This is a genomic window from Phenylobacterium sp. (genome assembly GCF_044372605.1).
Taxonomy (GTDB): Bacteria; Pseudomonadota; Alphaproteobacteria; order Caulobacterales; family Caulobacteraceae; genus Phenylobacterium.
On the sequence record NZ_JBILRO010000015.1, the window covers coordinates 1 to 21,361 of the forward strand.

Consider the following 21,361-nt stretch of genomic DNA (forward strand, 5'->3'; position numbering starts at 1 on the left):
GATAATCGATGCGCTTGCGGTACCGCCGGGGGATCTCTCCGAGGCTTCCGGCGCCCTGGAGACCGACAGCACCTTCGCTGCAGTCGCATCGGCTGTCACGGCTGCCGTGTTGCCCTGGACGAGCTTGCCGGAACGGCATGTCTGGGGGAGCGCAGCGATCAGACTGCTCAGTCGCATGTGGACCGGCGAAGGCGAAGGCTTCGCTGTCGATATCGAGCAGCGGCTTCAACCGTCTATCGATCGCCTGGCAAAGCGCCTGACTGAACTGATGCCAGGCATGCCCAGAACGGTGCTGCTGAAGCGGATCGATTTTGTCCTCGTCACCTTCATCTGCGGAATGGCTGCAACGTCCTATTCGGCCGAGGCCGTATCGGCCGGGGTGTGGCCAGAGATTCCGCCGGAAACACTCTTCAGGATGCTGGTTAACTACGCGGCAGGCGGGCTGATGGCGCCTGTCGCCCATGGTGACGCCGCCTTTGGAGTGACCCCCTTGGCGTGAACCCCTGTAGCGGGAAACTACGGTGAGACGTGCAACAACCCCTGAACCCTGACCTGATCGTCGACCAAGCTGATAGGCCCGGTGCGGGGTCCGGGAATGGCGGCTACCAGCGCCGTGGGTGAGGCTCGCCCCCGGCTGCGACCCGCCGCTTCTCGGGGGAGGCAAGTGCTCATGTCGTTCAAGGCTGATCTCCCGATGCGTGGCCAGGCCCCCGGGCGGCAAATCAGCGCTCGAAAGGGGCCGTGATTTCTGTGATCCTCAGGACCGGGCGGCCAGGCGTGTCGCGAGCTTACCGGGCGATGTGATGGTGAAGTTGGGTTGGGTCGCGCGGTCGGTGAAAAGGGTGCTGGGCGCCTGGTTCCGGTTCCGGGGGTGGACGGTCGAGGGCACGGCGCCGGCCCGCAAGATGGTGGTGATCGCCGCGCCCCACACCAGCAACTGGGACTTCGTCTATTTCATTGGCGGGGTCGACGCCCTGAACCTGAACCTCAGCTTCATGGCCAAGGAATCGCTGTTCCGCTGGCCGTTCGGCAAGATCATGCGCGAGCTGGGCGGCATCGCGATCGACAGATCCAGGTCGTCCAATGTGATCCAGGCCATGGTGGCCGAGTTTGCGGCCCGCGATGAGTTCATGCTGACCGTCGCGCCGGAGGGTACGCGCGGCAAGGCTGCGCAGTGGAAGACCGGCTTCTACTATATCGCCCTGGGGGCGGGGGTGCCGCTGGTGTTCGGCATGGCCGACTACCGGCGCAAGGTGGTGGGGCTTGGCCCGGCGATCATGCCCAGCGGCGACTATGCGAAGGACATGGCCCAGATGGCCGAATTCTATAACGCCTGCACGCCGAAGTATCCGGAACGCGCGACGCGGTTCTAGGGCGCTACAGCCGGATGGCGTCCTTGCGACCGCGGGGCGCGGCGGTCGAGGCGTCCTGTGCGGCGCGAAAGGCCGAGGGTGTCTGGCCGGCGACCTCATTGAAGGCGTTGTAGAAGGCGGAACGGGAGTTGAAGCCGGCCTCAAGCGCCACGGCCAGGATCGTGTCGTTTGACGAGGTCAACAGGGCCTTGGCTTCCTCGATCCGCCAGCCATTGACGTAGTCGAAGAAGGTCTGGCCAAACCGGCGTGAGAAGGTCTGCGACAGGTTGATCTCGGAGACGCTGGTCGCCGCGGCGAGCGTTTTCAGGGAAAGGTTTGCATCGAGGTGGAGCCGCTGGGTGCGAAAGGCGGTTTCGATCCGCGCGGCGATCTTTTCCAGGCGTTCATCATCGAGACGCGAGCGCTCGTACTTGGGCGAGGCTGATTCCGGGGGGTCCTCGGTCGGGACGGCCAGACGTTCCAGGCTGCCGGCATCCCGCTGAAAGGCCGGCGCCTGACGCATGGCCCAGACCGACATCACCAGGGAAAAAGCCAATCCGAACCCGGCGAACGCGATTTCAGGCACCGGGAAGCCCCCGACATTGTCGGCGAGGGTGATGAGGCCGTTCACGACGAAGAGCACTGTGACGAGGCGCAGCCAGATCAGCTGGTGGCTATCGGCGTTCGACATCACCTGTCGCAACCGGCCCCGCAAGCGCAGCAGCCTGATCGATATCCGGCAGACGAGGTAGCCGCCCTGAAGCAGGATCAGCAGCAACACGCCGAAGACGGCAAGATCCAGGGCGCCCAGGGTGCTCTCCGACCCCGCAGCGGACATGTTCGCGCGCACGCCGGCCGGCAAGCTCGCCACCAGCGCGGTGACCAGCCCCATCAGAATCGCCGGTGTCAGGAGCTTGAGTTCGCGCCAGCGCCAGACACGTGCGACATCGGAGGACAGGTCGTCGACGTAGAGCCACAGAAGCGGCGAAAGCACCCCGAGCATGGTGGCCGATAGCAACAGCAATTCCGGCGCGCGCGACTGGGCCAGCAGACCATAGGCATTCAAGCCCGCGACGACGGCCAGCGCGGCCAGGAAACCGCTTGCCGCCTGATAGGCTTTCGTCGCCGGGGACAGGGAGGCGGTTTGTAACGCGCCGAGGGTCGCAGCCCCGCTGCCGGCACAATAGAGGACGGCGGCCAAATCGATCATCGGGCGTTCTCTCGTTGCGGGGCCCAGGTGCTTTGGCGACCGGTTTTCTGCCGAAGCCGATCAGCCTGAGCAAGCCAGGAGAAAGGTTAAGCTGTCCTTTCCAGCTGGACAGGACACCGAAACTGTCCTCGCAAGCTGGAAGAGGCGCGCCGCCAGGGCGCTTTCGGCAGGGTCGGGGCAGATGGCGGGAGGGTATTCTCCCGTTCAAAAACCTGAGAGGCCCCATGTTCAAGGCACATGTACTTTCCGCAGCGGCTATGGCGCTGCTGGCGCTTACCGGCTGCGCGACGATCGCGCGTGGATCAAAAGAAACCTTCGTGGTCGAGACGGCGCCCAACGGCGCCCGCGTCGTCACAAGTCTGGGCCAGGCCTGCGACGCCACACCCTGTGCGTTCACCAACATGGCGCGCAACGAAGCCTTCACCGTGACCATCAGCAAGGATGGCTATCAGCCCGTGACGCGGCGGATCGGCCCCAGGGTGAGCGGCGGCGGGGCGGCAGCGACGGTGGGCGGCAACATCCTGCCCGTCATCAGCCTGGTGGGCGTTGTCGTCGACGCCAAAAGCGGTGCGATCCAGGACCTGAAGCCCAATCCGCTGCGCGTGGCCCTGGTCGCGGCCGACGCCCGCTGACCCCACATTTCATCCCAGGAAAGGTTCTGATCATGCTGCGTTTGCTCGCAACGTCCGCCCTTCTGACGCTCGCCGTCGCTTGCCCGGCCATGGCGCAACAGACTGCCAATGCCGGCGCCCTGTTCACCGGCGTCACGGTTTTCGGCGACAGCATCACCGACAGCGGCAACATTCCGAAGGTCACCGGCAACTTCGATGAAACACCCAGCCCGCCTTATTTCAACGGGCGCTTCTCGAACGGGCCGGTGTTTGTGGAGTTGTTCCCGACCGCCGTTGGCGTGAAGCCCGGAGGGGTCCGCAATTTCGCCATCGGCGGCGCCACCTTTGGCGACACCACCATTTCTGCGCTGACCGGCGACAATCCGCCCATTGCCAATTTCGGCGTGGCTAGCCAGGTCAAGGCCTTCGTGGCCAGCCGAGCCAAGCTCGGCCGCCTCGATCTGGTCCAGCTCAACGCCGGCAACAATGATTTCGGCGCCGCGCTTCTGTCGAGCCCGCCGGAAGCCTGGAACACCGCTGTCGTCGCTGCGGCAGACGTCGCGGGTGCTGACTTCGCTGGGTCCGTCCGCGCCTTGCAGGGTATCGGGGCCAGCCAGTTTCTGGTGCAAACGACATTGAGCGTGCAGGGCATCCCCAATTTCAACGATCCCGCGATCCTGGCCGCTGACGCCATCTACATCCCGCGCCTGAACGCCAATCTGGCCAGGGAAATGAACCGGGCCACGCGCCCCGGCGATATCTTCTACGTTCTCGACACGCGCACGATCGTGCTGGATGGCGTGGCCAACCCCGGCAAATACGGCTTCACCGACATTACCCAGCCCTGCGTCGATTTCGATTCGGGAACCGTCTGCACGGATTCAACCAAGCGCCTCTGGTGGGACGGCCAGCACCCGACGGCGCGCGGGCACCAGTTGCTCGCGGCGGCGGCGACCGACACCCTGGTCGCGCCGCGCACCATCAGCGCGCAAGGCGAGCTGAGCGAAGCCACCACACGCAGCGCGCTGGAACGCGCCATCGGCCCCGCCGCCGGCTGGCGCTGGGAAGACGGACGTGAATTGACGGTTTCATTCGGCCAGGGGCGCACCGCGCGCGCGACCCAACCCTTCGCGATCGGCTTTGAATCCGACACGACCTATGGCGCGCTCTCCTACAGCTTTCCGCTCGGGGCCACCTGGCGCCTCGGCCTGGGCGTCGATACGTCAACCAGCGATGTTAACCTGGCGGGGACCATCAACGGCAAAGGGCTGGGCTCGTTCAGTAGCGACGGCGTACGCAGCACACTGACCATCCAGGGCGCCATCGGCCCCATTCAAATCGAGTACGCGCTTGTCGCTGGCGGCGACAAGCTGAACAAAATCTCTCGCACCACGGGCCTTGCTGACCAGATCGCCAGGGGCGAAACGCGTGCGGCATCGGCAGGTTCAAGCCTGTTTCTGTCATACCCCGTTGTGCAGACTGACACGGCGCGCCTCGCGCCCTTTATCGGGTTCAACGGCACAAAGACGCGTTTGAAGGAATACACGGAGACCGGCGCTGTCGGCCTCAATCAAATCATCTATCGGCGCGACTTCGACTCGGCGAACGTGGAGCTTGGCCTCCGCGGGCGAATTGATCTCAAGGGCGTTTCGTTTGACGGCGCTGCATCGTGGGTCTCCGACCTCGATAGCTCTTCGCCCGACATCCGTACGTCTCTGGTCAGCTTCCCCGACGTGGTGCGGTCCTTGCCGGCGGCGACGCCCAGGGACAGCTATGGCCGCCTGTCACTTGGCGTTTCGGTCCCGGTGACGGATCGTCTCGCGCTCTCCTTGCGCGGCGCCAGCCGGATCGACGCAGGCTCCGACAACTGGAATGGTTTCCTGATGCTGACCTATCGGTATTAGTCGAGGAGACGGAGGCGGCCAGCAGCCGAGCGCGACGCGAAAGAGCTGGCGGCGTCGCCCACGCCGGCGCCACCCCTCCGTCAACTTTGCCGACACTTTCCCCTTGAACAATGGGGGAAGGTTCATTTCTGCAGGGGGGATTGCGGGTCCTGGGCTTGCCAGGTTTCCCACTGCTGTTCGGCGGCGGCCCACTGGGCGATGTCGCGGGCCAGCGTGATGGCGTCGGCGGTGGCGGGGTGACGGTGCGACCAGGTGTGGACGGTGCTGCGGCTGGGCATCGCCGGGTCGCGGCAAAGCGTGCGCAGGGGCTCGCCGGCGCAGAGGCGGTCGTAGATCTGGTCGACCAGCGGGGCGGAGTGGCTGGACGGACGGCCGGGGCCGGTGAGGCCGCCGACCGTGCGGGCCGCAGCGGCGAGGCGGGCGAAGTCGGGGCGGCTGGCCAGCCAGCGCATGACACTGGGCCGGGTCGGCATGTCAGGGCTGCGACAGATGGCCCGGAGCCCCTGACCGCTCGCCAGACCGTTGAGGATGCGTACGGCGATCTGGGGGGTGAAGGTGGCGCGCGGCTTCATGGCCGGAGAGATAGGATCGGAACATTTAGAGAACAAGACGCTGCGCGGGGCGCGCGGGATCGGGTGGCTCACGTGTCGAAACGCTAAAGGTCGACGCCGTCAAAAATGTGCACTTCCGGCTGGCCGGGGTTCGCCTAGGGAGGCGCGTCAACCACAACCTCAAGGAGCTTTCCTGATGCGTCGTCACCTTCTCATGGCCGGGGCCATCGTCTCCCTCGGCTTTGCCACCGCCGGCCAGGCGCTGGCCGCTGAAACGCCCGACACCCTCTGCAAGGGCGGCCAGCTGGTCAGCATGCGGGTGAATATACTGAAGGGCGCCGACAAGGCCGCAGCCTATGACTCGGCCACCCGCAACCACATCGGCTGGTATCGCAGCAAGGGTATCACCCAGAACCGCCTGCTGGTTGGCCCGGTGCTGGTGCGCAATGCCGACGGCAGCTGGTCAAACTCGACCACCGAGCGCGTGTCGATCCACATGAACTCACCCGGCGTACCCGCTGACAAGCGCGATGCGGGCTGGGATGCCTATGTCTCGGAGTATCGCGCGACCTCGGATATTTCGACCGAGAAGTACGCCTGCGTGCGCGAGCCGAAGTAATCAGAAGCGCCGTCGAGGGCTCCGTGGTCGCGGAGCCCTCAGTCGTCCAGCGCCGCTTCGGCGGCGGCCCGCAGCGCCTCGAAGACCAGGGCATGATGGCGCTCGACATCGTCCGACAGGGCCGGTGCGAACTCGATGTGGCGCGCGCCCACCTGCAGCAGGCCCCAGGCCTCGCCATCGGCCAACAGCCGCGTGACATGTGTGCGGGAGACGAAGCCCGCCCGGCTCAGGGCTGTCCGCGAAAAGGCGCAGGCCTCCAGTAATCGCGCACGGCCAGGGCGCTGGGCGAGGATCATCCAGTCCAGCAGGCGAACCCCGCCATCCCTCTGGAGGAACAGGTCCACAGGCCGGGATGGCCCGGCGAAAAGATCGGGACGGCTGGCGGTCATTATGCCCAGTCGCGCGAAGAGTCCTCGTCGAAAGTCGGGCTCCTCCAGTCGCGGGATCGCCGGCGCAATCTCTGGCGCCAACTGCGCAACGGACGCCAGGTTGAGCGCCACCATGTGGATCATCCGGTCCAGGAACCGTGGCGTCAGCATGAGCCGGGCAGTCGGCGACCGAGGAGCCCCTGCGAGCGGTACGATCAACCCGTTCATCTCGCAGCGTTCGAGATAGCCCAGGACGCGGCCACGGCTGCACGCGCGGTTGATACTGGCCGAATGCATCAGACCGGCGGCGGTCAGGCCTCCAGGCAAACTATCCAGCACCAGGGCCGCGCCCGTCAGGGCTGAGCGCCCCAGATCGCTGATCAGCCACCGGCCGAGCAAAGGCAGGGCGCCGTAGAAGTCCAGGCTCGTCCGGGCGTGCGCTTCCTCCACGCTGCGGAAGTCCGGATGCGCGCGCAGGCGCTCGAATGCGGCGGGTGCGAAGGGGGCGTCCCGGTCGGGAACTCGCGGGCTTGGTGCTACTTTCAACGGCAATTCCTCCTCGGTGCGAGACAGGTTCAGCTTGAGGGCCCGGCTGGAGTCTTTTGGCTTCCCTCCCGGACATCTGCTCCCGTTACACGAGCGCTGCCCCTGTCAACACTCTCTGATTTAAGTCCGCGTCCCACGCCGCCCACTTTCGCTCAGGGTGTGGCGGCCTTCTCGGCGTGCCAGGCGTTCGACGCCTCGGCCTGCCGGCGTTTCCATCGCGCGCGGAGGGTTTCGGGCCGGTCGGGGTAGCGCGTCTCGGTGAACGCGGCGTCCGAGATGCGATCCGTCCGGAAGTTGCGGAAATCCTGGCGCAGCTCGCACCAGCCGACGATGTGACGCGTGGTGTCATGATAGCCGATGGCGAAGGGCCAGATGGTGCGCTGGCTGTCGCGCTCACGCTCATCGCGGTAGGTGATGGTGAGCTTCTGGCTGGCGCGGATCGCCGCGCGCACGCGGGACATGTCCACATTGTCCGAGGTCGTCCGCCAGCTCGGCGCGGCGCGGGTGAGAGGCTCCAGCACCAGCGGGCGCAGCGTCTCGGGGATGACCGCGCCGATCTTGGCGATCAGGTCCTGGGCGGCGCGGCTGAGCACCGGATCCCCACGGGCGACCACCATCTGGGCGCCTAGAACAGCGGCCTCGACCTCGTCCTGGGTCAGCATCAGGGGCGGCATGTCGAAGCCGTCCTCGAGGACGTAGCCGACACCGGCCTCGCCGCGGATCGGGGTGCGCTGGCCGATCAGGTCGGCGATGTCGCGGTAGACGGTGCGTTTCGAGGTCTCCAGCTCTTCGGCGATCGCCTGGGCGGTGACCGGGTGGCGACCCCGGCGCAGGATCTGGACGATCTGGAAAAGGCGGTCGGCGCGTCGCATGGGGCTGGTCGGAAGACTACCCGCAATCGATCCTGCAAGAAAGGCGCCGCCGGATGCGCGGCGTTAACCTGTCAGTCGGGTTCAGCCCCTAGCTTGGTTTCAGGAATCACACCCTCGGGGGCAATCGGTTGGCGCTTGGCGCACGTCTTGAGATTCGGCAGGGGCAGGGGCTGGTCATCACGCCCCAGCTGCAGCAGGCGATCAAGCTGCTGCAGATGTCGAATCTTGAGGTCGAGGCCTTCATCGACGCCGAGCTGGAACGCAATCCGCTGCTGCAGCGCGACGAGGCTGACCAGGATGCCGAGCCGGCCGCAGAGGCCGACGGCCCGGTCGTTGCCGAACAGGTGGCCGATGCCGAAGCCCGCGCCGACCTCGACGCCACGCATGACGATGTCTCGCCCGGCGAACGCGCCACCGGCGATGCGCCCGAAGCCGCCGCCGACGCGGGCGGCGCCATCGACTGGTCGAAGGCCGGATCCGGCGGCAGCTTCGACCAGGACGGCGAGGGCTTCGAAGGCCGGCTGTCGCGCGAACTGACGCTGTCGGAACATCTGCAGGCCCAGCTGTCGGCCTCGGGGCTGTCCCCTGCCGAGACCGTGATCGCCGGCGTGCGGATCGAGGCGGTGGACGAGAGCGGCTATCTGCGGGCCGACCTCGAGGAGGTGGCTGAACGGCTGGGGTGCGAGGCGGCGCTCGTGGAGGCGGTGCTGGGCGTGGTCCAGGGCTTCGATCCGGTCGGCGTGGCGGCCCGCGACGTGCGTGAATGCCTGATGATCCAGCTGAAGGATCAGAACCGCTACGATCCGGCGATCGCCGCCCTGCTGGACAACCTGCCGCTCCTGGCCAGGCGGGATCTCACCGCCTTGCGCAAGATCTGCGGTGTGGACGACGAGGATCTGCGCGAGATGATCGCCGAGATCCGCGGCCTGACGCCGAAGCCGGGCGCTGCGTTCGGCGGCGAGCCCGCCTCGCCGGTTTCACCCGATGTCTTTGTGCGCGAGGGCGCCGGCGGGCTGTGGCATGTGGAGCTGAATTCCGACGCCCTGCCGCGCGTGCTGATGGATCATCGCTATCACGCCCGCGTTTCGGGCCAGTCGCGCAGTGATCAGGAGAAGACCTTTGTCGCCGACTGCCTGGCGCAGGCCAGCTGGCTGATCAAGAGCCTGGACCAGCGGGCGCGGACCATCCTGAAGGTCTCCTCCGAGATCGTTCGCCAGCAGGACGCGTTTCTGGCGTTCGGCGTGCAGCACCTGCGGCCGCTCAATCTGAAGACCGTGGCCGACGCCATCGGCATGCACGAATCGACGGTCAGCCGCGTGACCTCCAACAAGTACATCGCCACGCCCCGGGGCGTCTTCGAGATGAAATTCTTCTTCACCTCGGCCATCGCGTCTTCCGAAGGCGGCGAGGCGCACTCGGCGGAAGGCGTGCGCGACCGGATCCGCCGGCTCATCGACGGGGAGACCCGCGAGGCCGATGTGCTGTCCGATGACCGGATCGTGGAACTGCTCAAGGGCGACGGCGTTGATATCGCGCGCCGGACGGTGGCCAAATATCGCGAGGCCATGCGTATTCCGTCGTCCGTTGATCGACGCCGGATGCTGAAGGAGCCCGCCTGACGATATTCCGCGCCCCACCACTTGGCGGGGAGCGACGGAAACGCCAGATGGACGATAGATGCCCAACGCCTCGACCAACCAGCTCCCACTTTCCGCCGTCCTGGTCGAGATCGCCGCTCATGGCGAAGCGCAGATTTCCGTAGCCGAACTGACCCAGATGTTCGGCGGCCGCGCGATCGGGGCCCTGCTGTTTATTTTCGGGCTGGTGTGCGTCCTGCCGCTGCCGCCAGGGTCGACGACGATTCTGGGCGTCCCTTTGCTGCTGCTCGCCCCGCAACTGCTGATCGGAGCGTCAGCGCCCTGGCTGCCTCAGGGCGTCAAGCGCCGCACCTTTCCCACGGCGGGATTGAAAGCCGGCCTGCCGCGCGTGATCCCCTGGCTGCAGAAGATCGAAGCCGTGTCCCGGCCCCGGCTGGTGCTGCTGTTCAGCCCGGTGGGCGAGCGCCTGATCGGCCTGGTCTGTACGGTGCTGGCCGTGGTGTTGATCCTGCCCATCCCCCTCGGCAATGTCCTCCCCGGGCTGGCGGTGACCTTGCTGGCCTTTTCCCTGATCCAGCGCGACGGGCTGATCGCCCTGATCGGCTTCGCCGTGGCCGTCACCAGCGCCAGCGTGCTGGTGCTGGCGGCTCACATTCTCGTCAACATGATCCACCAGGCGATCCACATCCTGTCACCGGCTTGACACATAGCCCCCAGCGGAGCGTTGATCCTCCCATGCAAGTTCATGTCACGGGCAAACACGTAGATGTCGGCGAAACGCTGCGGACGCGGGTTGCCGACGAGTTATCCAGCAACATCTCCAAATACTTTGACCGCGCCGGCGGGACCGCCGATGTGGTGGTCAGCCGCGAAGGCAGCTTCTTCCGGGTCGATTGCGCCGTGACCCTGGCGTCGGGCCAGCAAATGACCACGCACGGCGTCGGCAGCGACGCCCATGTGGCCTTCGATACGGCCATGGACAAGATGACCAAGCGGGTCCGCCGCTACAAGAACCGGCTCAAAAGCCATCACACCCAGGCCCTCGCCAAACAGGCCGAGAGCGCCGCCTATTTCGTGATTGCCGCCAGCGATGACGATGATGAGCCCGACGAAACCCCGCCCGGCGACGGCATGGCCGAACCGATCATCATCGCCGAAACCGAACGCCCGGTGCGTTCGATGACGGTTTCTATGGCGGTCATGGAAATGGACCTGACTGAAACTCAAACAATTGTGTTCCGAAACGCCGCGCATGGCGGCCTATCGGTGGTATATCGCCGCCCCGACGGCAACATCGGCTGGATTGATCCGGAACGGACCAAAGTCCGTACTGGATGAGGGGAGGGGCCTGATCCGGCCCACGGATGGTTTTGACGGCTCGCAGGCGCACCGCCCTCCCCGGCGCGCCCGGGCCAGGGTTAGATCTTCAGGCTATGAACATCGGCGAATTGCTGGATCGCACCGCGATCTCCCTGCGTGTGGGCGCCACCGACAAACACAAGGCCCTGGCGGTGATCGCCGAGATGGCCGCGCGCAGTTTCAGTCTCGACGCCGGCGATGTGCTGGACGCCCTGCTTGAGCGTGAGGCCGCAGGGTCTACCGGGGTAGGGCATGGCGTGGCCGTGCCGCATGCCCGGCTGGACGGCCTCGGCCGCATGCGCGGCGTGTTCATACGTCTTGAGAGCCCCATTGAGTTCGGCTCGGTGGACGATCAGCCGGTTGACCTGCTGTTCGCGCTGTTTGCCCCGGCCAATGCCGGCGCCGAGCATCTGAGGGCGCTGGCCAAGGTGTCGCGCCTGCTCCGTCAGGCCGGCCTGCGCGAACACCTGCGCAAGGCGAACTCGGCAGACGCCCTGCACGCCTTGCTGGTTCAGGATGCAGCGGTCAGGCCTTCGGCGGCCTGACCGGCGACGTCAGTGCACTGAAACGGGCGCCAGTTCATGGGCGAGCGCTGCCGCCATGGCCGCGTTGCGATCGGTCAGAATCGCCAGCCGCTCGCCGTTCGCGCGATGCACGGCATAGAGGATCTGGTCGGGCGCCAGATCGCCCTCGATCTTGATCGATGGCACGCTGGCGAGCACCTCGGCGCCCAGGATCGGCCGGACATAGACCAGGTCGGGGCCGCCCAGAGCGGCGAAGTCTTCGGGAGAGAATACAGGTGTCATCATGACCACCTCCTTGAGATTACAGGGTCAGACCGACGTCCGGATGGGGATCGTCAGAACGCGTTTGGCAGGCTCGGGCCGCGCCAGATCGATGTGCAGCAGGCCATGCTCCAGCAGGGCCGCATCCACCTGCATGCCGTCCGCCAGCACGAAGCTACGGACAAAGCCGCGCGCGGCGATGCCCCGATGCAGGTAGGCGTCCTCGGCTTTACCGGCTGCGCCGTCACGCTTGCCGGCGATCACCAGATGGCGGTCCTCGACGGTGACCTGTAGCTGGTCCGGCGAAAAACCCGCGACAGCCAGTGTAATCCGCAGGCCGCCATCGCCGCGATCCTCGACGTTATAGGGCGGATAGCTCTCGGCGGCTGCCTTGGCGGCGCGTTCGATCAGCGTGCGGGTGTGCTCGAAGCCCAGCAGGAAAGGGCTGTCGAATATCACGTTGCGGTTCATTCAGGAGCCCTCACAAAAGCGACTCTCCGGTCACGCCACCCGGGTTCGGCCTGGCGCGACTGGATAACGTTCATGTGGGTACCGTGAGCGGGGATATCAACGTGTGGGTGTCGAACCCTCGGTGCGCTCAGCGATCAGCAGGATCGACACGCCGAACGGAAGATCAACATGGCGCAGGAGACGGGCTTCAAAGGCGAAGAGGCGCCTCAGAAGGCCGTTCAGGACTTCCGGCGGTTCAGTATCGTCGCTGCCGCCGCGTTGGCCGGTCAGGGTCTTCGCCAGCCGGGCTGCCGCGATGGGTGGAAACAGCACCGTATTGAAATGGGTGGCGCGCCGGATTTTCAGGCCCGCTGCCTCGAACAGCCGGCGATAGGCGGGCAGGTCGTAGCGGCGCTTGTGATGATGCTGAACGTCGTGCTCGCTCCACATCCAGGGACAGGCCGGCACCGTGGTCACCAGAAACCCGCCCGGCTTGACCAGACCCGCCAGCGCGGCGACCGCACCTTCGTCGTCCTCGACATGTTCGACCACATCAAATGCGGCGACGAGATCAAACGGAGCGCCAAGATCAGGCAGGCCGTCGGGTAGCAGTCCGCCATGGATGCTCAGGCCGGAGCGTTCCGCCGCATGGGCCCGGGACTCAGGGTCAGGCTCCAGCGCCTGCACCGCGCCGAACCCGGACAGCATGGCGAGATTCCCGCCCGGCCCGCAGCCGACCTCCAGGATCCTTGCCGCCGCCGGCAGGGACAGGCGCGCGAGCTCTGCGGCCAGGATCTGACGCCGGGCGGCGAACCACCAGTGGGTTTGCTCCAGGGCGCGCATGCGTGCGTAGGTGTCACGTTCCATGGCTCAGCCAACACCCGGGTTCGGCGTCCCGCGAACCGGCCTGAAGATCACATAACGCATGATGATGAAGTTCCAGATGGCGATCAGGATCGCGATCAGCACCTCTGCCGCCAGATAGGGGGCGTGCAGATATTCCACCATCCCGTAGAGCAGCCCCGCGTTGATCGCCGAGTTGGCCAGGAACAAGGCCACAAACGCCAGCAGCTGGGGCCCGGTCGCGCCCGCGCTCTGCGCCCGGAACGTCCACAGCTTCTGCAGGCCGAAACTGACAAAAAAGGACACGACCGAGGCGATCAGCACCGAGTGGACGTACCAGAGGCCGGCATACTCTGTTAGCACGAACAGGGTTCCGAACAGGGTAAGCGCCGCGGTGATGCCCGAGACGCCAAACCGCACCAGCATGACGAGCGTGGCGCGGGTCTGCGGCGGAACAACCTCTCGCCAGGTCCGGGCAAGGGACCGGATCACGTGTCGTCGAACCCGACGCGCTCGCGCACCAGATAGATCGGCCGGCCCTTCACCTCCTGATACATCCGCCCGATGTACTCGCCGAGCACGCCGAGTGCGATCATCTGCAGGGCGAAACCGAACAGGATGACCACCATCAGCGACGCGTAACCCGGCACGCTGCGGCCGCTGACCAGCACCTCGACGATGATCACGGCGGCAAAGCCGATGGCCAGGAAGGCGGCCAGCACGCCGACGCCGGTCCAGACCTTGAGGGGCACGGTGGTGAAGGCCGTCAGGCCGTCGATGGCGAAGCGGAACAGACCGAAATAGCGCCAGGACGTCTCCCCCGCCGCCCGCGCCGGCCGCACATAGGGCACGCCCACCTGCCGGAAGCCCACCCAGGCGAACAGGCCCTTCATGAACCGGTTACGCTCAGGCAACTGGGCCAGAGCCGTCACCACGGCGCGATCCATCAGGCGGAAATCGCCGGTGCTCTCGGGAATCGGATAGTCCGAAAGCCGGTTAAACAGCCGGTAGAAGGCGCCGGCGCTGAAGCGCTTCATCGGGGTGTCGCTGGCCCGGTCGGCGCGTACGCCGTAGACCACGTCATAGCCCTGTTCCCACAGGCTGATGAACTCGCCGATCAACTCCGGCGGGTCCTGCAGATCAGCGTCGAGGGGCACGACCATGTCGCCGGTGGCGGCCTCGATCCCGGCGGTGAGCGCGGCTTCCTTGCCGAAGTTGCGGGTGAGCGCGACCAGCTTGAGGCGTGGGTCGCCAGCGGCCCGGGCGATGAGCCGGGCATAGGTGTCGTCACGACTGCCGTCGTCCACGCAGACGATCTCGAGGTTCACCCCGAGCGGCGCCGTCGCCGCGTCGATCCGCTGGAACAGCAGATCAAGCCCTGCGGCCTCATTGTGCATCGGGATGACCAGGCTGAGGGTCCGACCGGCCCGGCTGCGGGTGGAGGTTGGCGGTGGTGTCACCGGCTCATCGCCCTTTTGGCCGCAGCATCAGCCCCAGGCTGACCACCATGATCAGCAGACAAAGGATGCTCGAGGGGAAGATGTAGCGGGCGTCGGCCGCCGGTCCGGCCAGGAACAACAGGGCCGGATAGCCAAAGGCGCCCGCGAGCAGAGCCAGCATAAGCCACGCCAGAGGGCGCACGGCGGCGGCGGCCATCAGGCCCAGCCCCGCCGCCAGCACATAGAGCCATCCCGGGCGTCGCGCGGTTTCGTCGGCGTGGAGCCCGATGTATCGGGTGACGGCCCGGGAGGCCTCGGGATTCTGTAGCGCCAGTCCAAAGGTATTGGCGTCGATCGCGCCGTGGGTGGGATAGAAGACGCCAGCCTTGGCCAGGCCCATTTGCTCGACCGTCACGGCGGCCCGGTGGGCGATGTAGCATCCCGGCTCACGCAGGATCACCGGCGCCCAGCTGCGCTGGATCTGACCTTGGGCGTCGGTCTCCAGCATCTGAGGCACGCCCGGCTTGGGTTCCAGCGTCATCAGCAGGTGGCGCGGATCATAGGCGCGGCGGATTTGGGCCACGGTGATCGGCTTGCCGTTGGTGACGGCCCGGGGGAGGTAGTTGTAGCCCGCACAGGCGGAGATTCCGATCAGGTCGAACTCCTGGGTGGCCACGAAGTTCTGCGCATTGGGTAGCGGAAGCAGGTCGGGCAGCCGCCACTGACTGGACGCCCAGACCCCACCCAGTCCCAGGACAACCATCAGCAGGACTGCGGCGCGCGCGGGCCAGGCCTGGTCGCGGTTCAGGAACGGTCGCCACACCATCAGCAGCATCGCCGGCGCCAGCAGGACAAAGGCGTTGTAGCGAAGCCCGATGGACAGCGACATCGCCACCACGCCCAGCATCAGCAGCGGGATCGATCGCGCCTGCGCCGCCGCCAGCCATAGCCCCAGACCCAGCAGGGCGAACCCGGCTGTGGGCACATCACGCCACTGCGCCATCAGCGTGCCCAGCAGCGCCGGCACAAAGACCAGCCCGCCGGCGAAGAACAGGCAAAGCACCCAGGCCAGCGCCCGGCGTGCGGTCAGCACATGGATCGTCAGGCCCGCGCCGAACAGCAACACAAACGTCTGCGTCAGGAACAGGCCCCAGCTTTCGGCGCCCAGCATCCGGCTCACCTGGAACATATAGGTGTGCAAGGGCGGCCAGAGCGCCGTGCGGACACCGAAGAGCGCCTGCTCGTAGGCCAGCAGCGAGTCGTACGACATGTAGCCCGGCCAGCTGGGATAGCAGGCAAGGCCGGTCAGGATCGCGCTCAATGCGGTCAGGGCCAGCCAGGGCGGCCTGTTCAGGATGGATCCCGATCCCGACACGTCCGTCTCACTCCACCGGGGTCTCAAATCCCCAAGGTCACTGATCAGAACTCGATATGCCCAAGCACGCACACGCTGTCGTCGCCGGTGACGCCATAGCCGTCCAGAGGGCCCTTGGTGAGCGCAATATCGGCATTCCAGCCGGTATTGGGGTCAGTGATCTCCGGCACGGCGGTGGGCACGTCGGTGCGGCTTACCCCGCCCTCGCCGCCGCCGACGATCCGGAACGTGGCGTCCACCAGCACCACCCGCTCGATGCGCGCCTTGCGCCCGATGTCCCAGCCCCAGCCGTGGATCTGAACGCCGGCGGGCGCGCCTGAATATCGCGTCTGGACGACGTCGGTGTTGCCCTTGCAGATGCCGCTCTGCGGGAACGCGTCGCGCAGGGTCTTGCCCAGCAGGGGCTGGACCCATGCGGGCGCTGCGGGCGTTCCCGTGGTCTCAACCTTGTCCTTCGGCGGCGCGCCGGCGGCGGCCTTGACCGGCGGCGGCTCGCGCCACTTGGGCTGGTCGCACGCGCTCAGGCCCAGCAGGGCTGCCAGGGCGGGGGCGATGGCAAACGGAGCGTGGTTCATGGCCCCTGTTTATGCCGCGTCGCCCCTGCCGCGCAACCGCAACGCGGCGGCCGGCGGCGTGACTTTCGCTTAAACCCCGACGCCGAAGACGCCCTAGTGAGACAGCATCAGGGGGACGATGGGATTGTGCAACATGTGTGCGGTTGCGCCGCCGAGCACGAACTCGCGGAACTTGGACTGGCCATAGGCGCCCATCACAAGCAGGTCCGCAGACGACTCCGCGAGATATCTTTCAAGAACCGTACCGATCCGGTCTCCCGCGGCATCGATCTCCACCGCGCGGGCCTCAACGCCGTGGGCCCTGAGGTGGCGCACGGCGTCCACGCCAATGCCGGCATATGTGACCGACTTCTCATTCGTCACCGACAGCACGGCCACATCCTTCGCCTTCGACAGCATGGGCAGGGCGTCGGCCATCGCGCGCGCCGCCGCACGGCTGCCGTCCCAGGCGAGAACGACGGTTCCAAGCTCCCGGGTTGGCAGGTCGGCCGCGCCCGCCCGGAAGAGCAGCACGCTGCGCCCTGATCCGAAGATCACGGTTTCGGCGACGCTGCGCTGGCCGTCAGTGAGCTCCGCCAGCGGCACAATGCAAAAATCCCGGGTCCGGGCGTGATCCGCGACATTTGCGCCGACCAGGTAAAGGTCAGCGCGTCGGGAGACGACCCCCCCGAAGACGCCCGCCGCCTTCGCCTGCGTCGTAAAATAATCGAGCCCCGCCTTGCAGGCCTCCGCGCTCTTGCGCTCTTGATCCTTCGCCATACCGCTCAACCCGATCAGATAATCGGCGACCCGATTGCTGACGGCGGGAATGTCGACCTCGACGGCCATGGCGCTGATCGTCCCGCCAATCACCGCGGCGAAGCTCACCGCCTGATCGATGGCGTCTGTCGACGTGGGGTCCGGATAGCTGTTGATCTGAAGCAGAATATCCTTGAACGACATGGTCGGCTCTCCTTTTCCGGCCTTGCTGGCTTGCTCCCTGATGCCATGTCGTGACGCGCCCGCCCTTGATCGAGGTCACACCCGCGCGCCGCACGAGCCTTTACATTGCGGCCCGCAGGGCCTAGCCCGGCGCTGCTCTCGGGGAGTAGCCGTCCGCGCAAAAGCGGAGCGCACGTCAACACACTTGGCTTTCGGGCCATGGCGGGCGAGACGGATCAGCGGATCCGGATTGGCGAGACCGACGATGCTGACCTCCGGCTACAGGGCCTGCGGGGGTACGGCGTCGTCGTGTTCACATGGCCCCGGAGATCTCGATTGGAAACCATCCTCGTTTCGTCCGGCATCGTCGCCCTCGCCGAAATCGGCGACAAGACGCAGCTGCTGGCGATCATCCTGGCGGCCAGGTTCCGCAAGCCGGTTCCGATCATTCTCGGCATCCTGGTCGCGACCCTGCTCAACCACGGCGCGGCGGCGACTCTGGGCTTTCTGGTCTCGCAGTGGCTGCAGGGGACGCTGTTCCAGACCCTGGTGGGCGTGGCCTTCATCGTGATGGCCGGCTGGGCGCTGATCCCGGACAAGGAAGACGATGGCGGGATCGGAAAGAAGGCGCAGAGCGGCGTGTTCCTCACCACCCTTGTGGCTTTCTTCCTGGTGGAAATCGGCGACAAGACCCAGATCGCCACCTCGCTGCTGGCGGCGCGTTTCCATGACATCCTGCTGGTCACCATCGGCACCACGCTCGGCATGATGGCGGCCAATGTGCCCGCGGTCCTGCTGGGCGAGGCCGTCACGCGGGTGGTTCCGCTGAAGTATGTGCGGTTGGGCGCAGCGGTGGTGTTTGCGATCCTCGGCGCCTGGGTGCTGCTGGTGACCTACGGGGTGTTGTGACCCGGGGGATGGCCCCAAAAGGCGAAGGCCCGCAGCGGTAACTGCGGGCCTTCATGGTGGAGCTTAGCGGAGTCGAACCGCTGACCTATTGCATGCCATGCAATCGCTCTACCAGCTGAGCTAAAGCCCCGAAGATTTCGGGTCGTCCCAGGGGGCTGGCCCCCCGGGAAGGCGCGGAACCTATTCAAAGCGTCCCCTGCGATCAAGCCCGTATGTCAGGCTTTTTTCGCAAGAGGGCGTTCTGCCGTCCGTCAGCGGTCGTCGTCGCCGTCCGGAAGGCCTTCGATTTCGGACTCATCGAAGTCGTCGTCGTCCTCATCTTCCAAGAACGGAACGTCGGCGTCGTCCTCGACTTCTTCCTCGTCGGTAAACTCGCCCAGGTCCTCGGAGACGGCGGCCGGCTCGGCGGCGTCATCGTCGTCGTCATCGACCACGCCGAGGGTGGGATCGTTGACGACTTCGTCAAGCTCGGGCGTGACGGTGTCCTCTTCTTCTTCGTCCTCGTCGGTTTCCTTCTCGACCACCTGATCCTCGGCCTCCTCGGCCTCAGGCACGATGGAGCGCGCGCGGACGCGGCGGTTGCGCACGGCCTCATCGGGATCAAAGTCATGCGCGCACTTCGGGCAGTGCGCCGGGCGTTTACCCAGGTCGTAGAACTTAGCCTGGCAGTTCGGGCAGATTTGCTTGGTGCCCAGTTCCGGATTGGCCAAAGGCGGCGACCCTCTTGAAAATGTATGTGGTTGCGCGGAAAAGCGGCGTCCCTTGCCACGCGACGGGGCGGCTGTCAAAGCATCCCGCCTCGGCATTTCCCCATTCGACAAGGCATCTTCGGCATATGACCGCGGCCCACCTCACCGCACGGCGCGCAGGACCTCTCAAAGGGACCGTCCGCGCGCCAGGGGACAAATCCATCAGCCACCGGGCGCTGATCCTGGGCGCGCTGGCGCAGGGCGTGACCGAGATCGAGGGCCTGCTGGAGGGCGACGACGTCAAGCGCACGGCCGCGGCCATGGTCGCGTTCGGGGCCGGCGTGGAGCGTCTGGGCGAGGGGCGCTGGCGGGTCGAGGGTCGCGGCGGCTTCGCCGAGCCCGCCGATGTGGTGGACTGTGGCAACGCCGGCACCGGCGTGCGCCTGATCATGGGCGCGGCGGCCGGGTTTGATATGTCGGTGACCTTCACGGGCGATTCGTCCCTGCGGGGGCGGCCCATGAACCGGGTGCTGAAACCGCTGGGCGAAATGGGCGCCAGCTGGATCTGCAGGCAGGGCGGGCGACTGCCCCTGACGCTGCGGGGCGGTAACCTGAAGCACATCGCCTACCGGCTGCCGGAGCCCTCGGCCCAGGTGAAGTCTGCGGTGCTGCTGGCCGGGCTGCACGCGGCGGGGGGCGCCGAGGTGATCGAGCCGGAAGCCACGCGCGATCACACCGAGCGGATGCTGCGGGCCTTCGGCGCGGAGGTAGAGGTGCGCGACGCGGCTGACGGGCGCCGTATCATCCTGCCGCCGGGCCAGAAACTTGCCGGAACCCGCATTCACGTGCCGGGCGACCCGTCCTCCGCCGCCTTCCTGCTGGTGGCGGCCCTGGTGACGCCGGGGTCGGAGGTGACCGTGCAGGGCATGCTGTTGAACCCCCTGCGCATCGGTCTTCTGGATACGCTTGGCGAAATGGGCGCGGACCTGTCCGTGACCAATGTCCGCGACGAAGGCGGCGAGACGGTCGCCGATGTGACCGCCCGCCATTCCGAACTCGAGGGCGTCGAGGTGCCGCCGGAGCGGGCGCCCTCGATGATCGACGAGTACCCGATCCTGGGCGTGGCGGCGGCCTTCGCCCGCGGCAAGACCGTCATGCGCGGCATCGGCGAGATGCGGGTCAAGGAAAGCGACCGGATCGCCCTCATGGCGGCGGGGCTTTCGGCCTGCGGCATCGGCGTCGAGGAGGAGGCCGAGACCCTGACGGTGGTCGGCGCCAAGCAGGGCAATCATCTGGTGGCCGGCGGCGCCGGCGTCACCACCCACGGCGATCACCGCATCGCCATGAGCCACCTGATCCTGGGCCTGGCCGCGGAAGGGCCGGTATCCGTGGACGAGCCCGGCATGATCGCCACCAGCTTCCCGGGGTTTGTGAGCCTGATGCGGGGGCTGGGCGCGGACATCGAGGGGGCATGAGGTCCGCCAGGCGACCCCCCCCGTGTCCTCCCGGTTTTCGCGGCACGCGAAAGACCGGGACCCATACGCACCCGATGGCGCAGGACGTGTGCGGCGGCGAGGCATCACCCCTCTATCCTGGATCGGCGTCTATGGGTCCCGGTCTTCGCCTGCGGCGAAACCGGGATGACACCGAGGGGTGGTGGCGTTGACTTCCTTCGTCATCGCCGTGGATGGTCCTGCCGCGTCCGGCAAGGGCACGGTGGCCACGCGGCTGGGGCGGGAGCTGGGTCTGCCGGTGCTGGATACCGGCCTGCTTTACCGGGCCGTCGGCGTGTTGACGCAGGGCGCAGGCGAAGACCCGGATGATCCTGCGGCCGCTGCAGCGATCGCCACACTGCTGACCGCCGAGCGGCTGGAGGATCCTGCGCTTCGCACCCGGGCGGCGGGCGAACTGGCCAGCCGGGTGGCGATCCACGCGGGGGTGCGGGCGGCCCTCCTGGATTTCCAGCGCGCATTCGCCCATCAGCCCGGCGGCGCCGTGCTGGACGGCCGTGACATCGGCACGGTGATCTGCCCGGAGGCGCCGGCGAAGCTCTATGTCACCGCGACGCCGGAGGTGCGCGCCGGACGCCGCTGGAAGCAGCTGACCGGCCAGGGCGAGGTCGTGAGTTTCGACGATGTGCTGGCCGACATCCATCGACGCGACGCCCGCGATGGGGGCCGTGACAATGCCCCGATGCGGCGCGCCGACGACGCCGCCTTGCTCGACACCACTGAAATGTCTATAGAGCACGCCGCCGATGCGGCCCGCCGTATCGTTGAGGCGGCGCGCGCCCGTTGGGAGAAATCCCGGTCCGGGTAATCCAAACGCGCCTTTCCCTCTGACGTCTGCGGGCAAATTTCCCGGCGTGAGGTCTTCCTCGCGCCT

25 protein-coding genes and 1 tRNA gene are annotated in these 21,361 nt (G+C 66.7%); 12 read left to right on the forward strand and 14 right to left on the reverse strand.

Annotation, left to right across the window (positions count from 1 at the left end; translation table 11 throughout):
* Both ACIQ42_RS02670 and ACIQ42_RS02675 read left to right on the forward strand, forming a co-directional pair.
* Window positions 1-499 (forward strand): hypothetical protein (locus ACIQ42_RS02670; RefSeq protein WP_397420676.1); only part of this gene is annotated, 499 nt, incomplete at its 5' end.
* A gap of 304 nt (window positions 500-803) precedes the next feature.
* Window positions 804-1,373, forward strand: a complete 570-nt coding sequence (locus tag ACIQ42_RS02675) for a lysophospholipid acyltransferase family protein (protein WP_397420677.1) — start codon at window positions 804-806, stop codon at window positions 1,371-1,373.
* A gap of 4 nt (window positions 1,374-1,377) precedes the next feature.
* Here ACIQ42_RS02675 and ACIQ42_RS02680 read toward each other — a convergent pair whose 3' ends face one another.
* Window positions 1,378-2,562: a helix-turn-helix domain-containing protein gene (locus ACIQ42_RS02680; protein WP_397420678.1), complete on the reverse strand. Its 1,185-nt coding sequence runs from the start codon at window positions 2,560-2,562 to the stop codon at window positions 1,378-1,380.
* A 224-nt stretch (window positions 2,563-2,786) separates the two neighbouring features.
* Here ACIQ42_RS02680 and ACIQ42_RS02685 point away from each other — a divergent pair, with 224 nt between their 5' ends.
* Together ACIQ42_RS02685 and ACIQ42_RS02690 are read left to right on the forward strand one after the other, a co-directional pair.
* Window positions 2,787-3,194, forward strand: coding sequence for a translation initiation factor 2 (locus tag ACIQ42_RS02685; RefSeq protein ID WP_397420679.1), 408 nt, complete (start codon window positions 2,787-2,789; stop codon window positions 3,192-3,194).
* 32 nt (window positions 3,195-3,226) lie between these two features.
* The gene (locus ACIQ42_RS02690; protein WP_397420680.1) at window positions 3,227-5,077 is read left to right on the forward strand and encodes an SGNH/GDSL hydrolase family protein; all 1,851 of its coding nucleotides are present in this window, start codon (window positions 3,227-3,229) and stop codon (window positions 5,075-5,077) included.
* Between the two features lie 122 nt (window positions 5,078-5,199).
* Here the strand turns inward: ACIQ42_RS02690 and ACIQ42_RS02695 are convergent, their stop codons facing one another.
* Entirely contained in the window at window positions 5,200-5,649 is a 450-nt protein-coding gene (locus tag ACIQ42_RS02695) for a hypothetical protein (RefSeq protein ID WP_397420681.1), read from the reverse strand.
* Between the two features lie 175 nt (window positions 5,650-5,824).
* Between ACIQ42_RS02695 and ACIQ42_RS02700 the strand changes: the two genes are divergently transcribed.
* Window positions 5,825-6,247 (forward strand): hypothetical protein, encoded by a 423-nt coding sequence (locus tag ACIQ42_RS02700; RefSeq protein ID WP_397420682.1) that lies wholly within the window; start codon window positions 5,825-5,827, stop codon window positions 6,245-6,247.
* Between the two features lie 38 nt (window positions 6,248-6,285).
* Here ACIQ42_RS02700 and ACIQ42_RS02705 read toward each other — a convergent pair whose 3' ends face one another.
* Window positions 6,286-7,161, reverse strand: a complete 876-nt coding sequence (locus tag ACIQ42_RS02705) for a hypothetical protein (protein WP_397420683.1) — start codon at window positions 7,159-7,161, stop codon at window positions 6,286-6,288.
* Window positions 7,162-7,313: 152 nt separating this feature from the next.
* Window positions 7,314-8,033, reverse strand: a complete 720-nt coding sequence (locus tag ACIQ42_RS02710) for a helix-turn-helix transcriptional regulator (RefSeq protein ID WP_397420684.1) — start codon at window positions 8,031-8,033, stop codon at window positions 7,314-7,316.
* A gap of 128 nt (window positions 8,034-8,161) precedes the next feature.
* Here ACIQ42_RS02710 and rpoN point away from each other — a divergent pair, with 128 nt between their 5' ends.
* The 4 genes from rpoN to ACIQ42_RS02730 all read left to right on the forward strand — a co-directional run bounded on the left by rpoN (window position 8,162) and on the right by ACIQ42_RS02730 (window position 11,535).
* Window positions 8,162-9,652, forward strand: a complete 1,491-nt coding sequence (rpoN, locus tag ACIQ42_RS02715; RefSeq protein ID WP_397420685.1) for an RNA polymerase factor sigma-54 — start codon at window positions 8,162-8,164, stop codon at window positions 9,650-9,652.
* Between the two features lie 58 nt (window positions 9,653-9,710).
* Complete coding sequence (locus ACIQ42_RS02720) at window positions 9,711-10,334, forward strand: exopolysaccharide biosynthesis protein (RefSeq protein WP_397420686.1); 624 nt, start codon at window positions 9,711-9,713, stop codon at window positions 10,332-10,334.
* 32 nt (window positions 10,335-10,366) lie between these two features.
* Window positions 10,367-10,969 (forward strand): ribosome hibernation-promoting factor, HPF/YfiA family, encoded by a 603-nt coding sequence (gene hpf, locus ACIQ42_RS02725; protein WP_397420687.1) that lies wholly within the window; start codon window positions 10,367-10,369, stop codon window positions 10,967-10,969.
* Window positions 10,970-11,064: 95 nt separating this feature from the next.
* On the forward strand, window positions 11,065-11,535 hold the full coding sequence (locus ACIQ42_RS02730) for a PTS sugar transporter subunit IIA (RefSeq protein ID WP_397420688.1): 471 nt from the start codon (window positions 11,065-11,067) through the stop codon (window positions 11,533-11,535).
* A 9-nt stretch (window positions 11,536-11,544) separates the two neighbouring features.
* Here ACIQ42_RS02730 and ACIQ42_RS02735 read toward each other — a convergent pair whose 3' ends face one another.
* The 8 genes from ACIQ42_RS02735 to ACIQ42_RS02770 form a co-directional block, all read right to left on the reverse strand.
* Window positions 11,545-11,796, reverse strand: a complete 252-nt coding sequence (locus tag ACIQ42_RS02735) for a DUF1150 family protein (protein ID WP_397420705.1) — start codon at window positions 11,794-11,796, stop codon at window positions 11,545-11,547.
* Between the two features lie 27 nt (window positions 11,797-11,823).
* Complete coding sequence (locus ACIQ42_RS02740; protein ID WP_397404016.1) at window positions 11,824-12,246, reverse strand: Hsp20 family protein; 423 nt, start codon at window positions 12,244-12,246, stop codon at window positions 11,824-11,826.
* Between the two features lie 96 nt (window positions 12,247-12,342).
* The gene (locus ACIQ42_RS02745; RefSeq protein WP_397420689.1) at window positions 12,343-13,092 is read right to left on the reverse strand and encodes a class I SAM-dependent methyltransferase; all 750 of its coding nucleotides are present in this window, start codon (window positions 13,090-13,092) and stop codon (window positions 12,343-12,345) included.
* A 3-nt stretch (window positions 13,093-13,095) separates the two neighbouring features.
* On the reverse strand, window positions 13,096-13,560 hold the full coding sequence (locus ACIQ42_RS02750; protein ID WP_397420690.1) for a GtrA family protein: 465 nt from the start codon (window positions 13,558-13,560) through the stop codon (window positions 13,096-13,098).
* Window positions 13,557-14,528, reverse strand: a complete 972-nt coding sequence (locus ACIQ42_RS02755; protein WP_397420691.1) for a glycosyltransferase family 2 protein — start codon at window positions 14,526-14,528, stop codon at window positions 13,557-13,559. Before ACIQ42_RS02755 ends, ACIQ42_RS02750 begins: the two co-directional genes overlap by 4 nt.
* Window positions 14,529-14,532: 4 nt before the next feature.
* A complete protein-coding gene (locus ACIQ42_RS02760) occupies window positions 14,533-15,882 on the reverse strand; it encodes a hypothetical protein (protein WP_397420692.1) in 1,350 nt (449 codons plus the stop codon).
* Between the two features lie 44 nt (window positions 15,883-15,926).
* The gene (locus ACIQ42_RS02765; RefSeq protein ID WP_397420693.1) at window positions 15,927-16,457 is read right to left on the reverse strand and encodes a hypothetical protein; all 531 of its coding nucleotides are present in this window, start codon (window positions 16,455-16,457) and stop codon (window positions 15,927-15,929) included.
* A 93-nt stretch (window positions 16,458-16,550) separates the two neighbouring features.
* On the reverse strand, window positions 16,551-17,399 hold the full coding sequence (locus ACIQ42_RS02770; protein WP_397420694.1) for a universal stress protein: 849 nt from the start codon (window positions 17,397-17,399) through the stop codon (window positions 16,551-16,553).
* Between the two features lie 315 nt (window positions 17,400-17,714).
* On the opposite strand from ACIQ42_RS02770, the gene ACIQ42_RS02775 reads away from it, so the two are divergent.
* Entirely contained in the window at window positions 17,715-18,287 is a 573-nt protein-coding gene (locus ACIQ42_RS02775; RefSeq protein ID WP_397420706.1) for a TMEM165/GDT1 family protein, read from the forward strand.
* Window positions 18,288-18,341: 54 nt separating this feature from the next.
* Here the strand turns inward: ACIQ42_RS02775 and ACIQ42_RS02780 are convergent.
* Window positions 18,342-18,417 (reverse strand) — tRNA-Ala (locus ACIQ42_RS02780).
* Window positions 18,418-18,538: 121 nt separating this feature from the next.
* Complete coding sequence (locus ACIQ42_RS02785; RefSeq protein ID WP_397420695.1) at window positions 18,539-18,997, reverse strand: TIGR02300 family protein; 459 nt, start codon at window positions 18,995-18,997, stop codon at window positions 18,539-18,541.
* A gap of 125 nt (window positions 18,998-19,122) precedes the next feature.
* Between ACIQ42_RS02785 and aroA the strand changes: the two genes are divergently transcribed.
* A complete protein-coding gene (aroA, locus tag ACIQ42_RS02790) occupies window positions 19,123-20,451 on the forward strand; it encodes a 3-phosphoshikimate 1-carboxyvinyltransferase (protein WP_397420696.1) in 1,329 nt (442 codons plus the stop codon).
* 187 nt (window positions 20,452-20,638) lie between these two features.
* On the forward strand, window positions 20,639-21,295 hold the full coding sequence (gene cmk / locus ACIQ42_RS02795; RefSeq protein ID WP_397420707.1) for a (d)CMP kinase: 657 nt from the start codon (window positions 20,639-20,641) through the stop codon (window positions 21,293-21,295).
* Window positions 21,296-21,361: the final 66 nt, after the last annotated feature.

Coding starts and splice junctions, on each gene's coding strand:
- ACIQ42_RS02675 (WP_397420677.1), top strand. CDS start 804: ATGGTGAAGTTGGGTTGGGTCGCGCGGTCGGTGAAAAGGGTGCTGGGC.
- ACIQ42_RS02680 (WP_397420678.1), bottom strand. CDS start 2,562: ATGATCGATTTGGCCGCCGTCCTCTATTGTGCCGGCAGCGGGGCTGCG.
- ACIQ42_RS02685 (WP_397420679.1), top strand. CDS start 2,787: ATGTTCAAGGCACATGTACTTTCCGCAGCGGCTATGGCGCTGCTGGCG.
- ACIQ42_RS02690 (WP_397420680.1), top strand. CDS start 3,227: ATGCTGCGTTTGCTCGCAACGTCCGCCCTTCTGACGCTCGCCGTCGCT.
- ACIQ42_RS02695 (WP_397420681.1), bottom strand. CDS start 5,649: ATGAAGCCGCGCGCCACCTTCACCCCCCAGATCGCCGTACGCATCCTC.
- ACIQ42_RS02700 (WP_397420682.1), top strand. CDS start 5,825: ATGCGTCGTCACCTTCTCATGGCCGGGGCCATCGTCTCCCTCGGCTTT.
- ACIQ42_RS02710 (WP_397420684.1), bottom strand. CDS start 8,033: ATGCGACGCGCCGACCGCCTTTTCCAGATCGTCCAGATCCTGCGCCGG.
- ACIQ42_RS02720 (WP_397420686.1), top strand. CDS start 9,711: ATGCCCAACGCCTCGACCAACCAGCTCCCACTTTCCGCCGTCCTGGTC.
- hpf (WP_397420687.1), top strand. CDS start 10,367: ATGCAAGTTCATGTCACGGGCAAACACGTAGATGTCGGCGAAACGCTG.
- ACIQ42_RS02730 (WP_397420688.1), top strand. CDS start 11,065: ATGAACATCGGCGAATTGCTGGATCGCACCGCGATCTCCCTGCGTGTG.
- ACIQ42_RS02735 (WP_397420705.1), bottom strand. CDS start 11,796: ATGACACCTGTATTCTCTCCCGAAGACTTCGCCGCTCTGGGCGGCCCC.
- ACIQ42_RS02740 (WP_397404016.1), bottom strand. CDS start 12,246: ATGAACCGCAACGTGATATTCGACAGCCCTTTCCTGCTGGGCTTCGAG.
- ACIQ42_RS02745 (WP_397420689.1), bottom strand. CDS start 13,092: ATGGAACGTGACACCTACGCACGCATGCGCGCCCTGGAGCAAACCCAC.
- ACIQ42_RS02765 (WP_397420693.1), bottom strand. CDS start 16,457: ATGAACCACGCTCCGTTTGCCATCGCCCCCGCCCTGGCAGCCCTGCTG.
- ACIQ42_RS02770 (WP_397420694.1), bottom strand. CDS start 17,399: ATGTCGTTCAAGGATATTCTGCTTCAGATCAACAGCTATCCGGACCCC.
- aroA (WP_397420696.1), top strand. CDS start 19,123: ATGACCGCGGCCCACCTCACCGCACGGCGCGCAGGACCTCTCAAAGGG.